Here is a 20,913-nt window from a genome sequence, read left to right on the forward strand (position 1 = left end):
CCGTTTCCAGACCCATTTTAAGAATGTAACCCGATAACGAGCACGCCTGATGGGTGTTCGGGGGCGCAATGGCCTGTCCATGGTGGAAGGCTAAAATTTCTCGCTGATTTCAGGAGCTTTTATTTATGCGTAACTTCGATCTTTCCCCGCTATACCGTTCTGCAATTGGTTTTGACCGCCTGTTTAATCATTTAGAAAATAACCAAAGCCAGAGCAACGGCTACCCTCCATACAATGTTGAGCTGGTTGATGAAAACCACTACCGCATTGCCATTGCTGTCGCCGGTTTTGCAGAGAGCGAACTGGAGATCACCGCGCAGGACAACCTGCTGGTGGTGAAAGGTTCACATACGGCCGAGCAGAAAGAACGTACCTACCTTTACCAGGGCATCGCCGAGCGCAACTTTGAACGCAAGTTCCAGTTAGCGGAGAACATTCACGTTAAAGGCGCGAATCTGGTCAACGGTCTGCTGTTTATCGAGCTGGAACGTGTGATTCCGGAAGAGAAAAAACCGCGCCGTATCGAAATTAATTAATGCCGCGGGTCGCGTCAGCGGCCCACTCAGAATTGCTTGCCGAACCGGGAGCATATGCGAATCCACAAGGATTTGCAGGAACAACTGTGCACAAAAATAAACTGTGCCGAACTCGCTTCTCAGAAGGAGATTTAGTATGCGTAACTACGATTTATCCCCCCTGCTGCGTCAGTGGATTGGTTTTGACAAACTGGCTAACGCCCTGCAGAGCACCACTGAGCACCAGACGTTTCCGCCGTACAACATCGAAAAAAGCGACGATAACCACTATCGCATCACGCTGGCGCTGGCCGGGTTCCGCCAGGACGATCTGGATATCCAGCTCGAAGGCACGCGTCTGACCGTGAAAGGGACGCCGGAAAAACAAGAAACCGAGACCAAATGGCTGCATCAGGGTCTGGTGACTCAGCCGTTTAGCCTGAGCTTTACCCTGGCAGATCATATGGAAGTCTCCGGCGCGACCTTTACCAACGGGTTGCTGCATATTGACCTGGTCCGTAACGTGCCGGAAGCCATCGCGCCACAGCGTATCGCCATTAGCGAGCGGCCGGCGCTGAATAGCTAATGCTGTGCGGGCTGGTGCCCTCACCCCCAGCCCTCTCCCTGTGGGCTGAGGGTTCCCCAGAAAAATGAAAAGCACGATGAAGTGTGATCTACTGGTTGCGCTAACAAATCAGAAGAGACCTCATCGTGCCTTTACAGACAGTCTGCCAGAAATTTTTCTCCGCGTCTTTACCGGATGTTCACAGCTTCCGGATTAATGTCCTTGTTTCCATGGCCGTTGCCCTCACGCACGGTGCGGATCTGACCCTGACCAGCCTTGGTCGCACTCTTCCCGGCAGAGCGCACGTCAAAAATAAAATTAAACGTGTTGACCGTGCCCTGGGTAATACCGCCCTTCACCGGGATATTCCCCGTATTCAGCACCTGCTCACACATACCATCACCTCCCTGATGCCCTTCTGTGTGATTGCTGTCGACTGGACAGGCTGGCATGACAGGAACTGGTATCTTCTGCGGGCAAGCCTGGTCTGTAATGGTCGCTCACTGCCGCTTATGAGTGAGGTTGTCCCCGCAGAGCTGGCGCAGAACAGTGATGTACAGTGCCGCTTCCTTGACCGCCTGCATGATGCCATCCCGAAAGATAAAGCCGTCACCATCATTACGGATGCAGGCTTCCGGACAGACTGGTTCCGGCATGTCAGCCAGCTGGGCTGGAGCTTCACCGGCAGGGTCAGGGGCTGCATCAGCTTCCGGCTGGACGGAGATAAAAAATGGATGAAAATCAGTGAGCTTGAGGCTACCGGACAACCGGTCTGCGTGGGTTACGGTGTCCTGTCCCGTAAACCACGAACGCCCTGTTACGGCCGGTTCTATCTGCATAAGCGCCCTGACGCAGGGCGTCAGGGAAAAGGGGGGATGCCGAAAACACAGCGGGAACACCGCAGTAGCGCGCGGGAGCCCTGGCTGCTGTTCAGTAATGCAGAGGGACTGGAGCCGCACCAGATAATGGCCCTGTACAGCCGCAGAATGCAGATAGAACAAAACTTCCGGGACGACAAAAGTCCACGCTTCGGGTTCGGTCTGAGGCTGAGCCGGAGTCAGGGAAAAGGGCGACTGGAAGTGCTGAATATGGTCGCGGCAATGGCAAGCCTGGTGATGTGGCTGGCAGGTTACAGGGCAGAAAGGCAGTGTTTACACTGGCACTATCAGGCAAGCAGCATCAGGCACAGACGGGTGCTGTCATACCTGAGTCTGGCAGAAGAAGTCATCCGGCATGAGCCCGGGAAAGTGAGACGGCTGAATATAGTTAACGAGATGAAAAAGCTGGGAAAAGAGTACAGTAATATGGTCATGGTGGCATGACCATATTACTGGGGATCCCTCAGCCCTGTGGGAGAGGGTGAAAAGTTAAAGCCCTGCCCCGGCAGGGCTTTTTTGTGCGCCATCACCCATACAACGCCCTTCACCTCTGAGAGAATCCTTAACATAACTAAGGTTATGCAAGGAAGTGGATCATGAGTGATATCGCGTTAACCGTCAGCGTGTTGGCCCTGGTCGCTATTGTTGGATTATGGATTGGCAACATCAAAATCCGTGGCGTCGGGTTTGGGATCGGTGGGGTGCTGTTTGGCGGCATTTTTGTCGGGCACTTTGCTGACAAACTCGGGCTGGTTCTCAGCGCCGATATGCTCCACTTTACGCAGGAGTTCGGCCTGATCCTCTTCGTCTATACCATCGGCATTCAGGTCGGGCCGGGCTTTTTCGCCTCATTGCGGGTTTCCGGATTACGCCTCAATCTGTTTGCCCTCGGCATCGTCGTAATGGGCGGGCTGGTCACCGCTATCCTGCATAAACTCTTTGCAATTCCGCTGCCCGTGGTGCTGGGCATTTTCTCCGGGGCCGTGACTAACACGCCCGCGTTGGGGGCGGGCCAGCAAATTCTGCGCGATTTAGGTATCGAACCCGGCATTGTCGATCAGATGGGGATGAGCTATGCGATGGCTTATCCGTTCGGGATTTGCGGCATTCTGCTCTCCATGTGGCTGGTTCGGGTGCTCTTTCGCATTAACGTCGACAAAGAGGCGAAGGACCACGAAACCACGCTCACCAACGGCCATATGCCGATCAAAACCATCAACATCCGCGTCGATAACCCCAATCTGAACAACATGGCGATTCAGGACGTGCCGATCCTGAACAGCGCCAATATTATCTGCTCGCGCCTGAAACGTGACGAAATGCTGATGGTGCCCGCGCCTGGCACCATTATCCGGCAAGGCGATCTGCTGCACCTTGTCGGGCAGCCCGGGGATTTAAACAACGCGCGGCTGGTGATTGGTCAGGAAGTGGATACCTCGCTCTCTACCCGCGGCACCGACATGCGCGTGGAGCGTGTGGTGGTAACTAACGAGCACGTTCTGGGCAAGAAAATACGCGATTTGCAGGTAAAAGAACGTTACGACGTGGTTATCTCTCGTCTCAATCGCGCCGGTGTTGAACTGGTCGCCAGCCCGGAAGCCAGCCTGCAGTTCGGCGATATTCTTAACCTGGTCGGGCGTCCGTCGTCCATTGACGCCGTGGCGGATATGGTCGGTAACGCTCAGCAAAAACTGCAGCAGGTCCAAATGCTGCCGGTGTTTATCGGTATCGGGCTGGGCGTGCTGCTTGGCTCCATTCCGCTGTATATACCGGGGTTCCCGGTGGCCCTCAAGCTGGGTCTGGCGGGCGGGCCGCTGATTATAGCGCTGATCCTCGGGCGAATCGGCTGTGTCGGTAAGCTCTACTGGTTTATGCCGCCGAGCGCCAACCTGGCGCTGCGCGAGCTGGGCATTGTGCTGTTTCTGGCGGTCGTCGGGCTAAAATCCGGTGGCGATTTTGTCGATACGCTGGTCAGGGGGGAAGGGATGAGTTGGGTCGGCTACGGCATCTTCATCACCGCGATCCCGCTGCTGACGGTCGGCATACTGGCGCGAATGTTCGCTAAAATGAACTATCTGACGCTGTGCGGCATGCTGGCGGGGTCAATGACGGATCCACCGGCGCTGGCCTTTGCCAATAGCCTGCACGCCACCAGCGGCGCGGCGGCGCTGTCGTACGCTACGGTCTATCCGCTGGTCATGTTCCTGCGCATCATCACCCCGCAGCTACTGGCGGTGCTGTTCTGGGGGATGAGTTAGCAGGTCGTCCGGGTGGATGCGCCGCAGATGGTAGTCCACCTGGTAATCACTGGTATTTCGGAACATCACGGAATAGTTAAGGAACTCGCCGCTGTCGCTGTAGGAGAGAGAGGTAATGCGCAGCAGCGGCGTTTGCTCCGGCAGGTTCATGTAACCAGCGAGTTGTTTATCGGCCAGTACCGGCGTCAGGCTCTCGTAATTGCCGCTGATTGTAATTCCGCACTCCTTCTCGATGTAATCAAACTTTGACCCTTCCAGATGCGCCAGCGAGAGGTTGCGAAACAGCTTCACGGGCATAAAGCTGTCCTCCAGCATCAGCGGTTTTCCGTCCACGTAGCGCACCCGGCGGGAAAAGTAGATCCGCTCATCCACCTGGATCCGCAGCTGGCTGGCGATGGCGGGCGGGGCGGGCATCACTTCAAACTGCAACACCTTGCTCTGTACCTCTTTGCCCTGCTGACGCAGTACCTCCACCAGCCCGGTGAGGTTGGTGGTTTCATGGTGCACATCTTTGCGTGCTACAAACGTCCCGCTGCCGTGCCGCCGCTCAACCAGCCCCCAGTTCACCAGCAGATCCAGCGCCTTGCGAATGGTCATGCGCGCCACGCCAAACTCCTGCGCCAGCGCTTTCTCACCCGGAATGGGGCTGCCGATGTTGTAGTCCGATGAATTCAGCCGTAGCCGTAATCGGTCGGCAATGGATTTGTAGATCACCAGTAGACCTCTCTGCCCGTATCAGGGTGTGGATTGCATCCTGACATGTCCATATTTACGTCGAAAAGTAGACCTGATTGGTCAAAATAAAACCATGAATGCGATCACGAATCGCAGCGGCACGCCATGTTCGCGCATCAGTAAGTTCTTATGCTCACCTCAGGCCAGCACAAAACCATAAAGGCCTCTCTCCCCTACAGGTTGTTACGTGAGGATTTAAAAATGCTCAGTCAAATACAACGTTTTGGTGGTGCCATGTTTACCCCGGTGTTGCTGTTTCCCTTTGCCGGGATCGTGGTGGGAATCGCCATCATGCTTCGCAATCCGCTTTTCGTGGGCGAAGCCTTAACGGCTCCTGATAATCTGTTCGCGCAGATCGTGCACATCATTGAAGAGGGCGGCTGGGCGGTGTTCCGCAATATGCCGCTGATTTTTGCCGTTGGCTTACCGATTGGTCTGGCGAAACAGGCGCAGGGCCGCGCCTGTCTGGCGGTGCTGATCAGCTTCCTGACCTGGAACTACTTCATCAACGCGATGGGGATGACCTGGGGCCACTTCTTTGGCGTCGACTTTTCCGCCGAACCGACGGCGGGAAGCGGGCTGGCGATGATTGCCGGGATCAAAACCCTTGATACCAGCATTATTGGGGCGATTGCGATTTCCGGTATTGTCACTGCGATCCATAACCGCTTTTTCGAGAAACCACTGCCGGTTTTCCTGGGCATTTTCCAGGGCACCTCGTTTGTGGTGATTATCGCGTTTTTCGTCATGATCCCCTGCGCCTGGCTGACGCTGCTGGGCTGGCCGAAAGTGCAGATGGGCATTGAGTCCCTGCAGGCGTTCTTACGCTCCGCCGGTGCGCTCGGTGTCTGGGTGTATACCTTCCTGGAACGCATTCTGATCCCAACCGGGCTGCACCACTTCGTCTACGGTCCGTTTATCTTTGGCCCGGCCGCCGTTGAGGGCGGGATTCAGGTCTACTGGGCGCAGCATCTTCAGGCGTTCAGCCAGAGCACGCTGCCGCTGAAAACCCTGTTCCCGGAAGGTGGTTTCGCGCTGCACGGTAACGCTAAGGTGTTTGGATCGGTCGGGATTGCGCTGGCGATCTGGTACACCGCCTCACCAGAAAACCGCGTCAAGGTCGCGGGCCTGCTGATCCCGGCCACGCTTACCGCCGTGCTGGTGGGGATTACCGAACCGCTGGAGTTTACTTTCCTGTTTATCTCGCCGCTGCTGTTTGCCATTCACGCCGTGCTGGCGGCCACCATGGCGACGGTGATGTACACCTTTGGCGTGGTGGGCAACATGGGCGGTGGCCTGCTGGACCAGTTCCTGCCGCAAAATTGGATCCCCATGTTCCATAACCACGCTTCAACGGTATTCACCCAGATCGGCATCGGCGTCTGCTTTACCGGCCTTTACTTCGTGGTCTTCAAAACGCTGATTGAGCGTCTGAACCTCAAAACCCCGGGTCGTGAAGAGAGTGAAATCAAACTCTACAGCAAGGCGGACTATAAGGCGGCGCGCGGACAAACCACCGCCCCGGCTGCCGCCAGCCAGCAGGTCGGCCAAGCCGCCGGATTCCTGCAGGCGCTGGGCGGCGCGGCCAACATCGAAAGCATCAACAACTGCGCCACCCGCTTGCGTATCGCGCTGGTCGACATGGCGCAAACCCAAAGCGATGAGGTGTTCAAAGCCCTCGGCGCACACGGCGTAGTGCGACGCGGCAACGGCATACAGGTGATCGTTGGCCTGCACGTTCCGCAGGTGCGAGACCAGCTGGAATCGCTGATGAAAACCCCTTTAACGAATGAACAAACCACCCTGACAGAGGCTATATCATGAAAAAATTCTCAGTTGTCATTGCAGGCGGCGGCAGCACCTTTACGCCTGGTATCGTCCTGATGCTGTTAGCCAACCGTGACCGTTTCCCGCTGCGTGCCCTGAAGTTTTATGACAACGATGGCGCACGTCAGGAAACCATCGCCGAGGCGTGCAAAATTATCCTTAAGGAAAAGGCACCGGAGATTGAGTTTAGCTACACCACCGATCCAAAAGCGGCGTTTACCGATGTGGATTTCGTGATGGCGCACATCCGCGTGGGCAAATACCCGATGCGCGAAAAAGACGAGAAAATTCCGCTGCGTCACGGTGTGCTGGGTCAGGAAACCTGCGGCCCGGGTGGGATCTCTTACGGCATGCGCTCAATCGGCGGCGTACTGGAACTGGTGGATTATATGGAGCAGTACTCCCCGAACGCGTGGATGCTGAACTACTCCAACCCGGCGGCGATTGTGGCGGAAGCGACGCGCCGCCTGCGTCCGCATGCCAAAATTCTCAACATCTGCGATATGCCAATCGGTATTGAAGGGCGCATGGCGCAGATTGTGGGCCTGAAAGACCGCAAACAGATGCGCGTGCGTTACTACGGCCTGAACCACTTCGGCTGGTGGACATCGATTGAAGATCTGAACGGTAACGATCTGATGCCGAAACTGCGCGAATACGTGGCGAAACACGGCTATGTTCCGCCTTCGGAAGATGCGCATACCGAAGCGAGCTGGAACGATACCTTCGCCAAAGCCAAAGACGTGCAGGCGCTCGATCCAGATACCATGCCAAACACCTATCTGAAGTATTACCTGTTCCCGGACTACGTGGTCGCGCACGCCAACCCGGAGCGGACCCGCGCCAATGAAGTTATGGATCACCGTGAGAAGCATGTATTCAGTTCGTGCCGGGCGATTATAGAAGCCGGAAAATCCTCTGCCGGGGAGCTGGAGATCGACGAACATGCCTCGTACATCGTCGATCTGGCGACGGCGATTGCCTTTAATACCCAGGAGCGGATGCTGCTGATTGTGCCAAACAACGGGGCCATTCATAACTTTGATGCCGACGCGATGGTGGAAATTCCGTGTCTGGTGGGCCATAACGGGCCGGAGCCTCTCACCGTGGGCGATATCCCGCACTTCCAGAAAGGGCTGATGAGCCAGCAGGTGGCGGTGGAAAAACTGGTGGTGGATGCCTGGGAACAACGCTCGTATCAGAAACTCTGGCAGGCAATCACCCTGTCAAAAACCGTACCGAGCGCGTCGGTCGCGAAAGCGATTCTGGATGACCTGATCGAGGCTAATAAGGATTACTGGCCAGAGCTGCATTAACCCTCCTGACCGGCATCGCCTGATGCCGGTCTCCTTGTCCTGGCCGATTTACGCTATGCTGAAGCCTGCCTGCAGCATGACAAGGAGCCTTCATGAAAATTTCCCGCCTCGGTGAAGCCCCGGACTACCGCTTCTCGCTGGCCAATGAACGTACATATCTGGCGTGGATCCGTACCGCGCTGGGCTTTCTGGCCGCCGGCGTCGGTCTTGATCAGCTCGCGCCCGATTTCGCCACGCCGTTGATTCGTGAAGTGCTGGCGCTGTTGCTGTGCCTGTTTGCGGGCGTACTGGCGATTTACGGCTATCTGCGCTGGCTGCGTAACGAAAAGGCGATGCGCCTGAAGCAGGATCTGCCCTATACGCGTGGGTTACTGATCATCAGTGCGATTTTGCTAACAGTGGCGGGCGTGGTGATGGTGCTGGTGGTGTATGGCGGATAGTCGCAAAGCGCGGCGCGAAGCGGACCCCGGCCTGCAGCCGGAGCGGACGTCGCTGGCGTGGCTGCGCACGCTGCTGGGGTATGGCGCGCTGATTGCCCTGGCGATTAAGCACAACTGGCACCGCACGGGGCTACCCTTCTGGATCTCACTGGTTGTGCTGGCGCTGGTGGCCATCATTTTATGGCGCTATACCCGCAGCCGTAACGTGATGGACGTGGCGCAGGACGATTTTGTGCAGCCGAAGGCGGTGCGGGATAAGTTCCTCATCGCCCTGGCTGTGCTGTCGCTATCACTGCTGTTTGCGGTAACCCACATTCAACAAATTGTGCACCTGTAGGCCGGGTAAGGCGCAGCCGCCACTCGGCATAATTACTTCCCTTTCGCCAGATACTTCGCCATCTCGTCTTCCGGCACCATGCCGCCGCCGGTCGCCCACACCAGATGGGTGACGTTGGCATCAGCCTGAACACGCAGCGGCCCGGCCATGCCCGCCAGCGCCGATGGCTCCAGACGAATCCCTTCCTCCTGCGCCAGCCAGCCGAGCATGTCGTACATGCTTTGATCGGAAAGGGTATAGAACCCGTCGAGCAGACGTTCCATCGCGCGGCCGACGAAGCCCGACGCGCGTCCGACCGCCAGCCCGTCCGCTGCCGTCACGTTGTCGATACCCAGATCCTGCACGGCAATCTCATCGTGCAGGCCGGTATAAACCCCCAGCAGCATGCACGGGGAGTGCGTGGGCTCGGCAAAGAAGCAGTGAACGTTGTCGCCAAACGCCAGCTTCAGACCAAACGCCACACCGCCAGGACCCCCGCCAACGCCGCACGGCAGATAGACATACAGCGGGTGCTCTGCATCCACCACACGGCCCTGTTCGGCAAACTGCGCCTTCAGGCGCTCGCCGGCAACGGCATAGCCCAGGAACAGGGTGCGGGAGTTTTCATCGTCGATAAAGAAGCAGTTCGGGTCGTTTTCCGCCGCTTTTCGCCCTTGTTCCACCGCCACGCCATAATCCTGCTCATATTCCACGACGGTAACGCCATGGCTGCGCAGTTTGGCTTTCTTCCACTCGCGGGCGTCGGCGGACATATGTACCGTCACCTTAAAGCCGATGCGTGCGCTCATGATGCCGATGGACATTCCCAGGTTGCCGGTTGAACCCACCGCAATGCTGTACTGGCTAAAGAAGTCTTTAAAGCGCGGTTCCAGCAGGATGCTGTAGTCATCATCAGTGCTCAGCAATCCCGCTTCCAGCGCCAGTTTTTCCGCGTGGGTCAGCACCTCGTAGATGCCGCCACGCGCTTTAATCGAGCCGGAGATGGGCAGATGACTGTCTTTTTTCAGCAGCAGCGTTCCGGGAAGAGCCTTGCCAGATTCTCTCTCCAGCCGTTTTTTCATGGCCGGAATAGCAACCAGCTCAGATTCGATAATCCCGCCCGTTGCCGCGGTTTCCGGGAAGGCTTTCGCCAGATACGGCGCGAAGCGGTTGAGGCGCGCATGCGCGTCGTCCACGTCGGCTTTGGTCAGCCCGACATAGGGCAGCCCTTCTGCAAGCGAAGTGGTTCGCGGGTTAAGCCACCTGGTCTCTTTCAGAGCCATCAGATCCTCAACCAGAGGAAACTGTGCGGTTAAAGCAGTGATAGTTGCGTTTTCCATAATATGTCTCGTCGCGCTCAGATAATGAAAGAAAGCAGGAATGTGCCGCCAAGTGCAAGCACCGAGGCGATAAACGTCGCCGTCGTATAGTATTTGAAGGTCTCATTCAGGGTCGCGCCGCAGTATTGCTTGACCAGCCAGAAGAGCGAATCGGTCACGATCGTGCAGCCAATAGCGCCGGAACCGATGGCAATGGTGATGATCTCCGGGCTTACGTTCGGATAGAGCGGCAGCATCGGCGCCACTATTGCGGTCGCCCCCATCATCGCGACCGTAGCGGAGCCTACAGCGGCATGCAGCACCAGCGCCACCAGCCAGGCGAGCAGGATCGGATGCATGTGCAGGTTCGAGAGAATATGCGCCAGCGAATCTGCCAGCCCGCTGGTTTTGAGAATAGCGTTGAACGCGCCACCGGCACCAATAATTAACAATATGTTCGCGATAGAGCCAAAGCCGTGCTCCGTATGGGTCAGCATTGCGCCCATGCCCATATGCTGGCGGATCCCCAGCAGGTAGTAGGCGACAAATACAGCGATAAACATTGCCGTGATCGGGTTGCCGATAAACTCCAGCAGGGTATACAGCGTGCCTTCCTTCGCCATATTGAGCTCAGCGAGGGTCTTCACCAGCATCAGAACAATCGGCAGCAGCACCGTAAACAGCGTTGCCCCCAGCGACGGCAGGGTATGCTCCTCCCGCACCTTCAGGTCGGAAAATTCTGCCGGAACCGGTTTATACGGCAGACGGTTGCCGAGCAGTTTCAGGAACAGCGGGCCACCAACCAGAGATGCCACCAGACCCACCAGCAGGCCGTAAACAATCACCGTTCCGACGTCCGCACCTAATTTGTTGGTGACAAACAACGCAGCCGGATGCGGCGGTACCACGCAGTGCACCGCCATCAGTGCGGTACAGAGCGGAATGGCAAGCTTAAGCAGCGACGTATTCGTCTTTTTGGCGATGGAAAACGCCAGTGGGATCAGCAGTACCACGCCCACTTCCACGAACAACGTAATACCGCAGATAAGACCCACCAGCACCATAATTACGTCCGCTGACAGCCAGCGGCAGCGCTGTAGGGTGATCCCGATGCGCTCCGCCGCACCGGAGACTTCCATCATCTTACCCAGAATGGTACCCAGGCCGATGACTGCTGCCAGGAAGCCCAGCGTACCGCCAATCCCGCTTTCAATGGCATTCACCATATCCAGCGGGCTCATCCCCATCATCGCGCCGACGAAAAAGCTCGCCAGCAGCAGCGCAAGGAACGGGTGAAACTTCAGTTTTACGATGGTTAAAACAATCAACACAATGCTGACAAGCAGCGTTACCACAACCCAGACCGGCGATCCCATATCTCACCTCACCCTTATGTCATCTGTGGGTATTGGACGAAAAAACGGCGTGAGCTGACAAACGATAAAAATTGCCGTTCAGGTGAGCTAGATTGGATCAAATGAGTGACTGAACTCAAAAAAGCGCACTTATTTCGCTGTTGGTTCACATAAATTCATGCCTGGGCGGTATGCTGGGCGCAGAAATAACGTGTGAGAATTGTGATGACCGATGCGAATGAAGTCAGAAACCGGCTGCTAAATGGCTGGCAACTGTCAAAGATGTACACTTTTGAAGTGGCTGCCCGGCATGAATCCTTCGCGCTGGCGGCGGCGGAACTGTCGCTCAGCCCCAGCGCGGTGAGCCACCGCATCAACCTGCTGGAAGAGGAGCTGGGCATTCAGCTGTTTGTCCGCTCGCACCGTAAAGTTGAGCTAACGCAGGAAGGAAAGCGCGTTTACTGGACCCTAAAATCATCCCTCGACACCCTGAATCAGGAGATCCTGGATATTAAAAACCAGGCGCTGTCCGGTACGCTGACGGTGTATTCCCGGCCGTCAATCGCCCAGTGCTGGCTCGTCCCCATGCTGGGGGATTTTACCCGCCGCTATCCGTCGATATCTCTCACCATTCTCACCGGTAATGAGTACGTCAATATGCAGCGAACCGGCATCGATCTGGCCATCTATTTCGACGATACGCCGCCAAACTACCTTTCTCATCATTTCTTGATGGACGAGGAGATTTTGCCCGTCTGCTCGCCCGCATATGCTCGCGAGCATGCGCTGTTGAAAAACCCCGATAACCTCAGCCACTGCACGTTACTGCACGACCGTCAGGCCTGGAGTAATGATTCCGGTACGGATGAGTGGCTCAGCTGGGCGCAGCATTTTGCGATGAATATGCCGTCATCATCGGGTATTGGCTTCGATCGTTCCGATTTAGCGATAGTGGCAGCCATGAATCATGTGGGCGTGGCGATGGGGAGAAAGCGGCTGGTGCAAAAGCGCCTTGAGCGGGGCGAGCTTATCGCCCCGTTTGGCAACAAGACCCTCAAATGCCATCAGCACTATTACATCTCAACGCTTCCCGGCCGTCAGTGGCCGAAAATTGACGCCTTTATTGGCTGGCTAAGAGAACTGGCAGGCTGAAGAATTATTACGCTTTGGCGCTACACCAAATACAAAAAAGCGTGCTAAATACAGGTAATGCTTTTGATTTATCCAGGGTAAGCCGTGTTAAAGCCTCTTATTGCGACCGCTTTACTTCTCTCTTCCGGCTGGGCGATAGCCGCCGAGCCGCCGCTGACGGCTGCGCTTTATGCGCAAAAGCTGGGTGTGGGTATGGACGTGGACTGGGCGCGCACCGAGCGCGGGATACGGGAATTCGACCCGCTGGTGGTACGCGACTTTCGCGCGAAAGGCATCAGCCATGTGCGTATTCGCGTGGCCGATGAGCCGACCGAAGCACGGCTGATCCACCTGCGTAAGCTGGTGGAAGCCTGCGAGCAGTACGGCGTGATCCCGATTATCGCGTATCAGGCGGACAGCTATAAAAACGATCCGAAAGCCGATAACGAAAAAGAGGTTACCGACTGGTGGATTGCCGTGGCGCACTATTTCGGCAAACGTTCGCCGCTGCTGGGCTTTGACCTGATTTATGAGCCTGCGGACAAGCTCAACCACAACGCAGCCTCGCTCAACCGGGTGTATGAGAAAACCATTAAGGTCATCCACAGCATTGATGCGGACCGGATGATCTTCATCGCTCCCCGCCTGCGTGCGGCCCCCGAAGATCTCCCCAGCCTCAAGCTGCCTGCGCACAGCCAAAACTTTCTGCTGGCGGAGTGGCATATCTTCCCCTGGGGGCCGCTGAAAAATAACGGCAAATACCCGTGGACCTCCGGTACGGCGGCGGAGAAAGCGGCGATTCACAATCGCATCGCGACGGCGCTGCGCTGGCAACAAAAAACCGGACACGTCAGCTGGGTCGGGGGCTGGGGCGTGGGGGAGTCAAACCGCTTTACACCCACCGCGTCGCAAATGGCCTTTGCCACGTTTATGGCCTGCGAGCTGCAAAAGGCGAAAATACCCTACGCGATTAACGCCGATTTCCAGTTTTATGACGGAGAGGAGGGGGCCTGGCGGCCAGCGCCAGAGCCGCTGCTGGAGGCGATGATTGCCCCGGCGTGTGAAAAGCCCGGCGAGAAGCCGGGCCATCATGCGGTTAAACAGGCTGCTCGTGGTGGGGAACACGCGACGCCAGCGGCAGCCAGCACAGCAAAATCAGCAGCCCCATCAGCGTCATCAGTAAACCCAAACTAGCCTGCCCGGTTTGCGGCATCATGGCGGAGAGCCAGGCCAGCGCGCCGGAACCGATGTTTTGCAAACCGCCCACCAGTGCACCCGCCGTACCCGCGAGGAACGGGAACGGCTCCATGGCGCCGCTGGTGGCAAGCGGGAACAGCATCCCCGCGCCGAAGAAGAACAGCGCCGCCGGGATCAGCAGCGTCCAGACGGTCATTATGCCAAACAGACCCGGGATCCACATCATCAGGCCAGCCAGCAGGCAGCTGATAACAGACTGCCACATCAGCGTTGAGAAGCGTTTGTTCTGACGTCCGGCGAACCAGGCCCCAAAGAACGCCGCCGGGATCGGCAGGATAAACAGAATACTTACCACCATGCTGCTCAGGCCAAGCCCCGCTCCCAGCAGTACGCCGGAGCAGGCTTCGAACACCGCAATGCCCGCCAGACCGCCGATCAGCATCAGCAGGTAACAAGTAAAAGCCCCGTTGCCGAACAGCGTTTTGTAGCTGGCGAGAAGCTTCGTGCGCGGTGCGTCCTGGGGACGGGTTTCCGGCATCCAGCGCGCCATGCTGAAGGTGACAATCACGCACAGCACCAGCAGGAAGGCATAGCAGGCGCGCCATGACCACATTGTGTCCAGCAGGCCGCCAATCAGCGGTGCCAGCAGCGGGCTGACCAGAATACCCATATTCAACAGGCTGTTGGCATGGCGGAGTTGCGTGCCCTGATACATATCGCGCGGTAAGGTACGCGCCATCACCCCACCGACGCCCGTGCCTACCCCCTGCAGTGCGCTGGCGGCAATCAGTACGGTCAGGCTATGGGTGGTAATAGCAATCACCGTCGCGACCATGAAAATGCACATGCCGGTCAGAATGATCGGACGGCGGCCAATGCGGTCGGACAATGGTCCGTAGAACAGCTGCGAAACGCCATAGGTCAGCAGGTAGGCGGCCATCACGCTTTGTACCGCGCCCTCGCGGACGTTGAGTTCCTTTGCCATGTCGGCAATCGCCGGAATGTAGATGGTTTGCGCCATCTGACCGACGGCCACCAGTAACACCAGCATCAACAATAAGTTAACGTTCCTTTGTTTTTTCATGTCGCTGAATACTTTTGCCAAAAGAGAAAAATGAAGAATAAGTGACTACGCATTCCCATAAATGCACGAGGAATCTACCACAATGAGATGACAAATTAAGCATTGTCATGATGAGTGAAGAAGAGGATTAAGGCAGGTTTTGTAAACAAGAACGGCAACTAATGTTGCCAGTGAATTACGCCAGACGCAGCAGGATCGCACCGGCTGCAATACCCAACGCGGCAGCGATACGCAGACCGGCAACCTTTTCTTTTAAAAGCACAAATGCGATCAGCGCACCGAAGAGTATGGAGGTTTCACGTAGCGCAGCGACAACCGCCAGCGGAGCCTGCGTCATCGCCCATAAGGCCAGGCCATACGAGCCCATGGTTCCAACCCCGCCGAGCAACCCCTTTTTCCAGTACAAACGCAGGTAGCTGGAAGCTTCGCGGCGTCGCGCCACCATTGCCCAGCACAGCAGGCAGAAGCCGTTCATAAAGAAGGTCCACAGCGTATAGCCCAGCGCGGTATCCGATAAACGTACGCCCGTTCCGTCCACCAGCGTATAGCCGGCGATAAAGCAGGCGTTCAGCAGTGCCAGCCAGATCCCCTTGCGGGACTGCAATCGGCCATTCATCGCCATCGCGAGGATCGACAGGCAGATCACCCCGATGCCCGCCCAGGCGAGCCAGGAGAGGCTATCCCCGAGCACCAGCACGCTGATCAGCGCCACCAGCAGTGGGGCTGTTCCGCGCATCAGCGGATAGGTCTGGCTCATGTCTGAGACCTGATACGTCTTCGCCACCAGTACCGTATACACCACCTGCAGCGCGCAGGAGACCACTAAAAATGGCCAGCTGGCTACGGAGGGTTGAGGAGAAAATGGCAATAAAACCAGCGCAATGAGTGTGGCGGAGCCGCTAACGCTGATCGCCGAGTAAAGCTTATCCGTTCCGGCTTTGACGATGGCGTTCCAGCTGGCATGCAGCAGTGCGGCGAACAGCAAAATACAGAAAACGGAGATGGTCATGGCGTCTTTGGCGGTGAATTGTCACTCAACTGTAACATTCACGACCTGATGTCGCCAGCCAGCTACACCGCGCAAAAGAGACGATGGGTAACCCGTGGCTCGTCTGACACCAGCCTGAAGCCTGCCCGACGGTAGAAGCCGCAGGCCGTATCGGGGGCATGGGTATTGAGGAAATCAAACCAGATGCTGGCATCGGCCATCACCACCGTTAACAGCTGTTTACCAATGCCCAGACCGCGGCACTTCTCGCTGACATAAAGATGGCGAATACGTCCGGCACGCGGCTGCTGGCTGAACGGATCGCGGTTAAGGCCGCAGACGCCCACCAGCTTGCCGTTTAAAAAGGCACCCAGCAGCTTTTCACCCGGCGCGTTAAAGCGGTTTTCACCACGCTGCCAGTTCTCTTCCAGCCTGCGCAGCATATTGAAATTCGCCGCGATGCTTTCGGCTTTCAGCGCGATATACCCGGGCTCTTCCGGCGTGATGGGTTCAATTAACAGACGCGACATAGCATTCCCTCGTTATTAAAGAGGGGCGGTTGCCCGCCCCTCTCAGGTGCGACTTGAACCTGAATCACCGAAGGTATTTCAGGACAGCATCAAGCAGTTGCAGAACAGCAACAATGAGTTTGAGGATAAGTATCACCATATCCACTACGCTCATACGCGTCTCCTTTTGGTAAAAAGGAGCACGATGCTGGCGTACCTTTCCGCCGCCTGTTGCCAGCACCTCGATTGACGTAACACAGTGTGCTCACTTCAGAGGGTTAAGGCACTGACGGCACCACCCGTTTCAGCCAGGACTTCGTTGCGCCGGTAGAACTGCGGCCCCCTCGCTCACTGCGAACATCCTCAGTATAGATAAACACTGTATGTATGAACAGTATTTTGTGGACAAAATTCGAAACCCATTCCATACTCAAAAACGTCAAAATCCGTGCCGGAATTGCGCGTTCGTCTTCGATCGCATATACTTCGTGCGTTGACGTAACACAGTGTGTTCTGCGGCAACCAACCGCAAAACCCTGAAAAAACCTCGCTCCGGCGGGGTTTTTTGTTTTCTGCTTTCTGTACAGAACGGGATGCCAGTTGATTTATTGACAACGTACTCGGCAGAAATAAGGTAAATATTAATGTTTCAGTTAATAATCCTTAAATATAGATTTTTTAAATAAAATTAAGTCTGTTTATTTTTAACGTGAATGAGTATTTAAATAAAATTAACGGATTTGAATTGCCCGGTTTTTCAACGTATATCCATATAACCATAAAAAAAGTATGGATACGTTATGCAAGCATCTGATTACTTGAAGATGAAGTTCCAGAGCGACAGGCAGTTAGCTATTTATGGACAACAAGGCGTTGCTGGGACATGGAAAGCATTAAAGGGGATCGGTTCTGATATTTACTCAGGAATGGAGCGTGTTAGTTGGTATTCATCATGCTTAATCCCCAGCTATCACGATGTGTGTGAAGAGTTACTCTCAGAAGAAAAAAGGATGTACCTCTCAATTGTGTCTATTTACCGTTATCGCAATGTAATAGCACACATGCTCTATCTTTATTTTGAAAGCATTATGACTGATTCTGAAAATGGGAATGAAAAAAATCGCGTTCGCAAGACGGATTCAAACGTAACCGGCCTTGTTAAAAACATCCCAGCAAGCAAGGCAGCGCGTTTAGCGATAGCATGGACGCTGGCCAAATCCCTTTCGGAATCCGGCTTACTTTCAGAGATCGTCGTCGAACGGCTTGCGCGCCGTGTACCCAATGTTGTTATGGCTCTGCAGCTGATGGGTACGGACCAGAAGTGCGCTCTTGCTGCCCGTCGTCTGAAAGTGTTGGATCCTAAGTATTACGCCACCCTTTATGCCGCACAACTGGAGATGCTTTACTACTTTTTTGAACCATTCCTGGCTGAAATCATTAAGAAAGTGCAAACGGGATTCTACAAGGATTTTGATGCGATCTATAACGACTTAAAGGATAAATAGCATGTTTAAGAGTCTGCTATCCATTCTTTTTACAGATGTTTTATTCCCCGTTTATATTTTTGCTTGCGCCTCTTTGTTTCTCTGGCTGGTGCCCAACCACTGGGTATTATTAACATTCATTGCTATCGTCGTATTTATTATTGTTCATCCGATAATTTTCGGCCGCTTTGATAAGTACGATTGAGTTTTATAAAAAGGAGTTTGTATGTCAAATCCGGCTTATTTGTTTCTGACAGATGAAAATGGTTCGCCAATGGTAGGTCCCTGCCTGGTTTCAGGGCGTGAAGGCGCAATTGAACTCAAATCGTTCACTCATAATGTCAATATCCCGGTCGACGGGAATACCGGGAAATTGACGGGCACGCGCATACATATGCCCGTCATGTTCCAGAAGGAATTTGATCGTGTCACTCCGTTTTTATTTCGGGCGTTGAGTACGGGGAGAACGCTTCAGTCAGCCACCATAAAGATGTATCAGATTAATGAGGCTGGTTTAGAGCAGGAGTATTTTAATATCATTATGGAGAATGTAAAAATAACTTCTATTACACCCGATTTGTATCCAGGTGCCAACACCGGAACACACCTCGAAACGGTTCTCATACGCTATGAGAAAATCACCTGGAAACATTGCGACGGAAATGTCATCTATAGTGACGCCTGGAATGAGCGAGCAACATACTAAAACGTGATCCCTGACGCATTTTTGCGCAGATGAAAATATTTCCATTGTCACGCCCGAAAACCTGTGTTTGTATAAATTCAATCAATGATTCCAAACACAGGTCCCCCATGACTGCATCCATGAACACCGCGACCCTACTAAAAACTGCGCAACCAGCCGCAGTGGTCGTCGTGCGTGTGGTGGTGGTCGTCGGCAATGCGCCGTAGGGACTGGATCAACACACGAATCCAAAACCCCGCCGGCGCAAACCGGGCGGGGTTTTTCGTTTAGGACCCCTCCCCGGAAAGTCGGCCCATAAAAGGACTGGAGCATGGCAAGTTCGGGCACAACATCCACCAAGACGCGTTTTACGGGCGCGCAGCTGATTGTTCATTTACTGGAACGACAGGGCATTACCACGGTTGCGGGTATTCCGGGCGGTACGGTGCTGCCGCTGTATGACGCGTTAAGCCAAAGCACGCAGATCCGCCACGTGCTGGCGCGTCACGAGCAGGGAGCGGGGTTTATCGCTCAGGGCATGGCGCGTACGCAGGGTAAACCGGCAGTCTGTATGGCCTGTAGCGGTCCGGGGGCGACCAACCTGGTAACCGCCATCGCCGACGCGCGTCTCGACTCCATTCCGCTGATTTGCATTACCGGCCAGGTGCCGTCCTCAATGATCGGTACCGATGCGTTTCAGGAAGTGGATACCTACGGCATCTCTATCCCCATCACCAAACATAACTATTTAGTTCGCGATATTACCGAGCTTCCTCAGGTTATCAGCGATGCGTTCCGCATTGCGCAGTCCGGTCGTCCAGGCCCGGTGTGGATAGACATTCCTAAGAATGTCCAGACCGCAGAAATTGAGATCGACGTCCTGCCGGAGCCGGGCGAGCGGGCACCTGCGCCAGAATTCAGCGCTGAGAGCGTGCGCGATGCCGCGGCCATGATCAACGCCGCGAAACGTCCGGTGCTCTATCTGGGCGGCGGGGCAATCAATGCCGCAGATGAAATCCGTCAGTTCGCTGAAAAAGCCAACCTGCCTACCACCATGACCCTGATGGCGCTTGGCATGCTGCCCAAAGCACACCCGCTGTCATTAGGAATGCTGGGCATGCACGGCGCGCGCAGCACTAACTACATCCTGCAAGAGGCGGATTTGCTGATTGTGATGGGCGCGCGTTTTGATGACCGGGCGATTGGTAAAACCGAGCAGTTCTGTCCGAACGCAAAAATCATTCACGTGGATATCGACCGCGCCGAGCTGGGTAAAATCAAACAACCGCACGTGGCGATTCAGGGGGACGTGGCCGACGTGCTGGCACAGCTGATCCCGCAAACGGACGCAACTGATCGCGCCGACTGGCGTCAGATGGTGGCGGATCTGCAACGCGAGTTCCCGGGCGCGATCCCAACCGAAGGCGACCCGCTGAGCCACTACGGGCTGATTAACGCCGTGGCCGCCTGCGTGGACGACAGCGCGATTATTACCACCGACGTTGGGCAGCACCAGATGTGGACCGCCCAGGCCTATCCGCTGAACCGTCCGCGTCAGTGGCTGACCTCCGGCGGCCTGGGAACCATGGGCTTTGGTCTGCCTGCGGCAGTTGGTGCGGCGCTGGCGAACCCGGACCGCAAGGTGATCTGCTTCTCCGGTGACGGCAGCCTGATGATGAACATTCAGGAGATGGCCACCGCGGCCGAAAATCAATTAGACGTTAAAATCATCCTGATGAACAACGAGGCGCTGGGGCTGGTACATCAGCAGCAGAGCCTGTTCTACAAGCAGGGAGTGTTTGCGGCGACCTATCCGGGGATGATTAACTTTATGCAAATTGCCGCCGGTTTTGGCCTGCATACCTGCGATCTGAACGCGGAAGAGGACGCCCACGCAGTGCTGCAGGCGGCGATCTCTCGTCCGGGCCCGGCGCTGATCCACGTCCGTATTGACCCTGAACAAAAAGTGTATCCGATGGTGCCGCCGGGTGCGGCAAATACTGAGATGGTGGGGGAATAAGCCATGCAGAAACAACATGAAAACGTCATTCTGGAACTCACCGTCCGCAACCACCCTGGCGTCATGACCCACGTCTGCGGGCTGTTTGCCCGCCGCGCGTTTAACGTCGAAGGCATTCTCTGTCTGCCGATTCAGGGCAGCGAGCACAGCCGCATCTGGCTACTGGTGAACGACGATCAGCGTCTGGAGCAGATGATGGCCCAGATCGACAAGCTGGAAGACGTCACCAGAGTGGCGCGCAACCAGTCCGATCCCACCATGTTTAACAAAATTGCGGTGTTCTTCGAATAG

At 55.6% G+C, this 20,913-nt stretch carries 22 protein-coding genes and 1 other annotated feature; of the genes, 15 read left to right on the plus strand and 7 right to left on the minus strand.

The genetic code is table 11. From position 1 onward, the window contains the following. Positions 1 to 59 precede the first annotated feature (59 nt). Positions 60 to 132: a sequence feature (ROSE (Repression Of Heat Shock gene Expression) occurs in the 5'-region of heat shock genes and acts as an RNA thermometer to modulate expression.), on the plus strand. From ibpA to ACQG19_RS00090, 4 genes are all read left to right on the plus strand, one after another. Then, positions 126 to 536, plus strand: coding sequence for a small heat shock chaperone IbpA (gene ibpA, locus ACQG19_RS00075; protein ID WP_006177605.1), 411 nt, complete (start codon positions 126 to 128; stop codon positions 534 to 536). Its footprint overlaps the feature before it by 7 nt. Positions 537 to 672: 136 nt before the next feature. Continuing rightward, the gene (ibpB, locus tag ACQG19_RS00080; RefSeq protein WP_246932849.1) at positions 673 to 1,101 is read left to right on the plus strand and encodes a small heat shock chaperone IbpB; all 429 of its coding nucleotides are present in this window, start codon (positions 673 to 675) and stop codon (positions 1,099 to 1,101) included. Positions 1,102 to 1,226: 125 nt separating this feature from the next. Continuing rightward, positions 1,227 to 2,402, plus strand: a complete 1,176-nt coding sequence (locus ACQG19_RS00085) for an IS4 family transposase (protein ID WP_038418736.1) — start codon at positions 1,227 to 1,229, stop codon at positions 2,400 to 2,402. A gap of 152 nt (positions 2,403 to 2,554) precedes the next feature. After that, on the plus strand, positions 2,555 to 4,216 hold the full coding sequence (locus tag ACQG19_RS00090) for a putative transporter (protein ID WP_246932293.1): 1,662 nt from the start codon (positions 2,555 to 2,557) through the stop codon (positions 4,214 to 4,216). On the opposite strand, the gene ACQG19_RS00095 is transcribed toward ACQG19_RS00090, so the two are convergent. After that, positions 4,184 to 4,930: a GntR family transcriptional regulator gene (locus ACQG19_RS00095; protein ID WP_058678971.1), complete on the minus strand. Its 747-nt coding sequence runs from the start codon at positions 4,928 to 4,930 to the stop codon at positions 4,184 to 4,186. The genes ACQG19_RS00090 and ACQG19_RS00095 overlap by 33 nt on opposite strands. Positions 4,931 to 5,152: 222 nt before the next feature. On the opposite strand from ACQG19_RS00095, the gene ACQG19_RS00100 reads away from it, so the two are divergent. The 4 genes from ACQG19_RS00100 (at position 5,153) to ACQG19_RS00115 (ending at position 8,871) form a co-directional block, all read left to right on the plus strand. Continuing rightward, complete coding sequence (locus ACQG19_RS00100; RefSeq protein WP_013094793.1) at positions 5,153 to 6,775, plus strand: alpha-glucoside-specific PTS transporter subunit IIBC; 1,623 nt, start codon at positions 5,153 to 5,155, stop codon at positions 6,773 to 6,775. Continuing rightward, the gene (locus tag ACQG19_RS00105; protein WP_246932291.1) at positions 6,772 to 8,094 is read left to right on the plus strand and encodes a 6-phospho-alpha-glucosidase; all 1,323 of its coding nucleotides are present in this window, start codon (positions 6,772 to 6,774) and stop codon (positions 8,092 to 8,094) included. Before ACQG19_RS00100 ends, ACQG19_RS00105 begins: the two co-directional genes overlap by 4 nt. A gap of 92 nt (positions 8,095 to 8,186) precedes the next feature. Beyond that, on the plus strand, positions 8,187 to 8,534 hold the full coding sequence (locus ACQG19_RS00110; protein ID WP_013094795.1) for a YidH family protein: 348 nt from the start codon (positions 8,187 to 8,189) through the stop codon (positions 8,532 to 8,534). Then, the gene (locus ACQG19_RS00115) at positions 8,524 to 8,871 is read left to right on the plus strand and encodes a DUF202 domain-containing protein (RefSeq protein WP_013094796.1); all 348 of its coding nucleotides are present in this window, start codon (positions 8,524 to 8,526) and stop codon (positions 8,869 to 8,871) included. Before ACQG19_RS00110 ends, ACQG19_RS00115 begins: the two co-directional genes overlap by 11 nt. Positions 8,872 to 8,903: 32 nt before the next feature. Here ACQG19_RS00115 and dsdA read toward each other — a convergent pair whose 3' ends face one another. Beyond that, complete coding sequence (dsdA, locus tag ACQG19_RS00120) at positions 8,904 to 10,190, minus strand: D-serine ammonia-lyase (RefSeq protein WP_222168989.1); 1,287 nt, start codon at positions 10,188 to 10,190, stop codon at positions 8,904 to 8,906. 17 nt (positions 10,191 to 10,207) lie between these two features. Continuing rightward, positions 10,208 to 11,545, minus strand: coding sequence for a D-serine transporter DsdX (gene dsdX, locus ACQG19_RS00125; RefSeq protein ID WP_029881850.1), 1,338 nt, complete (start codon positions 11,543 to 11,545; stop codon positions 10,208 to 10,210). 204 nt (positions 11,546 to 11,749) lie between these two features. Here dsdX and dsdC point away from each other — a divergent pair, with 204 nt between their 5' ends. Together dsdC and ACQG19_RS00135 are read left to right on the plus strand one after the other, a co-directional pair. Next, positions 11,750 to 12,676 (plus strand): DNA-binding transcriptional regulator DsdC, encoded by a 927-nt coding sequence (dsdC, locus tag ACQG19_RS00130; RefSeq protein WP_038418253.1) that lies wholly within the window; start codon positions 11,750 to 11,752, stop codon positions 12,674 to 12,676. An 84-nt stretch (positions 12,677 to 12,760) separates the two neighbouring features. Next, positions 12,761 to 13,849, plus strand: a complete 1,089-nt coding sequence (locus tag ACQG19_RS00135) for a glycoside hydrolase family 5 protein (RefSeq protein WP_095427758.1) — start codon at positions 12,761 to 12,763, stop codon at positions 13,847 to 13,849. Here the strand turns inward: ACQG19_RS00135 and emrD are convergent. The 4 genes from emrD to tisB all read right to left on the minus strand — a co-directional run bounded on the left by emrD (position 13,752) and on the right by tisB (position 16,608). Continuing rightward, positions 13,752 to 14,936 (minus strand): multidrug efflux MFS transporter EmrD, encoded by a 1,185-nt coding sequence (gene emrD, locus ACQG19_RS00140; RefSeq protein WP_246932289.1) that lies wholly within the window; start codon positions 14,934 to 14,936, stop codon positions 13,752 to 13,754. The genes ACQG19_RS00135 and emrD overlap by 98 nt on opposite strands. 175 nt (positions 14,937 to 15,111) lie before the next feature. Then, positions 15,112 to 15,945, minus strand: coding sequence for an EamA family transporter (locus tag ACQG19_RS00145; RefSeq protein WP_102751821.1), 834 nt, complete (start codon positions 15,943 to 15,945; stop codon positions 15,112 to 15,114). 62 nt (positions 15,946 to 16,007) lie between these two features. Then, complete coding sequence (locus tag ACQG19_RS00150) at positions 16,008 to 16,454, minus strand: GNAT family N-acetyltransferase (RefSeq protein WP_013094803.1); 447 nt, start codon at positions 16,452 to 16,454, stop codon at positions 16,008 to 16,010. 64 nt (positions 16,455 to 16,518) lie between these two features. Next, positions 16,519 to 16,608: a type I toxin-antitoxin system toxin TisB gene (gene tisB / locus ACQG19_RS00155; protein WP_020684667.1), complete on the minus strand. Its 90-nt coding sequence runs from the start codon at positions 16,606 to 16,608 to the stop codon at positions 16,519 to 16,521. A gap of 625 nt (positions 16,609 to 17,233) precedes the next feature. On the opposite strand from tisB, the gene ACQG19_RS00160 reads away from it, so the two are divergent. The 5 genes from ACQG19_RS00160 (at position 17,234) to ilvN (ending at position 20,913) form a co-directional block, all read left to right on the plus strand. Then, the gene (locus ACQG19_RS00160; protein ID WP_058683588.1) at positions 17,234 to 17,938 is read left to right on the plus strand and encodes a hypothetical protein; all 705 of its coding nucleotides are present in this window, start codon (positions 17,234 to 17,236) and stop codon (positions 17,936 to 17,938) included. 205 nt (positions 17,939 to 18,143) lie between these two features. Beyond that, positions 18,144 to 18,623, plus strand: coding sequence for an Hcp family type VI secretion system effector (locus ACQG19_RS00165; RefSeq protein ID WP_013094807.1), 480 nt, complete (start codon positions 18,144 to 18,146; stop codon positions 18,621 to 18,623). Between the two features lie 107 nt (positions 18,624 to 18,730). Continuing rightward, the gene (ivbL, locus tag ACQG19_RS00170; protein ID WP_071830013.1) at positions 18,731 to 18,829 is read left to right on the plus strand and encodes an ilvB operon leader peptide IvbL; all 99 of its coding nucleotides are present in this window, start codon (positions 18,731 to 18,733) and stop codon (positions 18,827 to 18,829) included. A gap of 104 nt (positions 18,830 to 18,933) precedes the next feature. Then, complete coding sequence (ilvB, locus tag ACQG19_RS00175) at positions 18,934 to 20,622, plus strand: acetolactate synthase large subunit (RefSeq protein ID WP_222168988.1); 1,689 nt, start codon at positions 18,934 to 18,936, stop codon at positions 20,620 to 20,622. Between the two features lie 3 nt (positions 20,623 to 20,625). Then, a complete protein-coding gene (gene ilvN / locus ACQG19_RS00180; protein WP_001171659.1) occupies positions 20,626 to 20,913 on the plus strand; it encodes an acetolactate synthase small subunit in 288 nt (95 codons plus the stop codon).

The organism is Enterobacter cloacae complex sp. 277I4 (genome assembly GCF_050031465.1).
GTDB classification, from domain to species: domain Bacteria; phylum Pseudomonadota; class Gammaproteobacteria; order Enterobacterales; family Enterobacteriaceae; genus Enterobacter; species Enterobacter cloacae.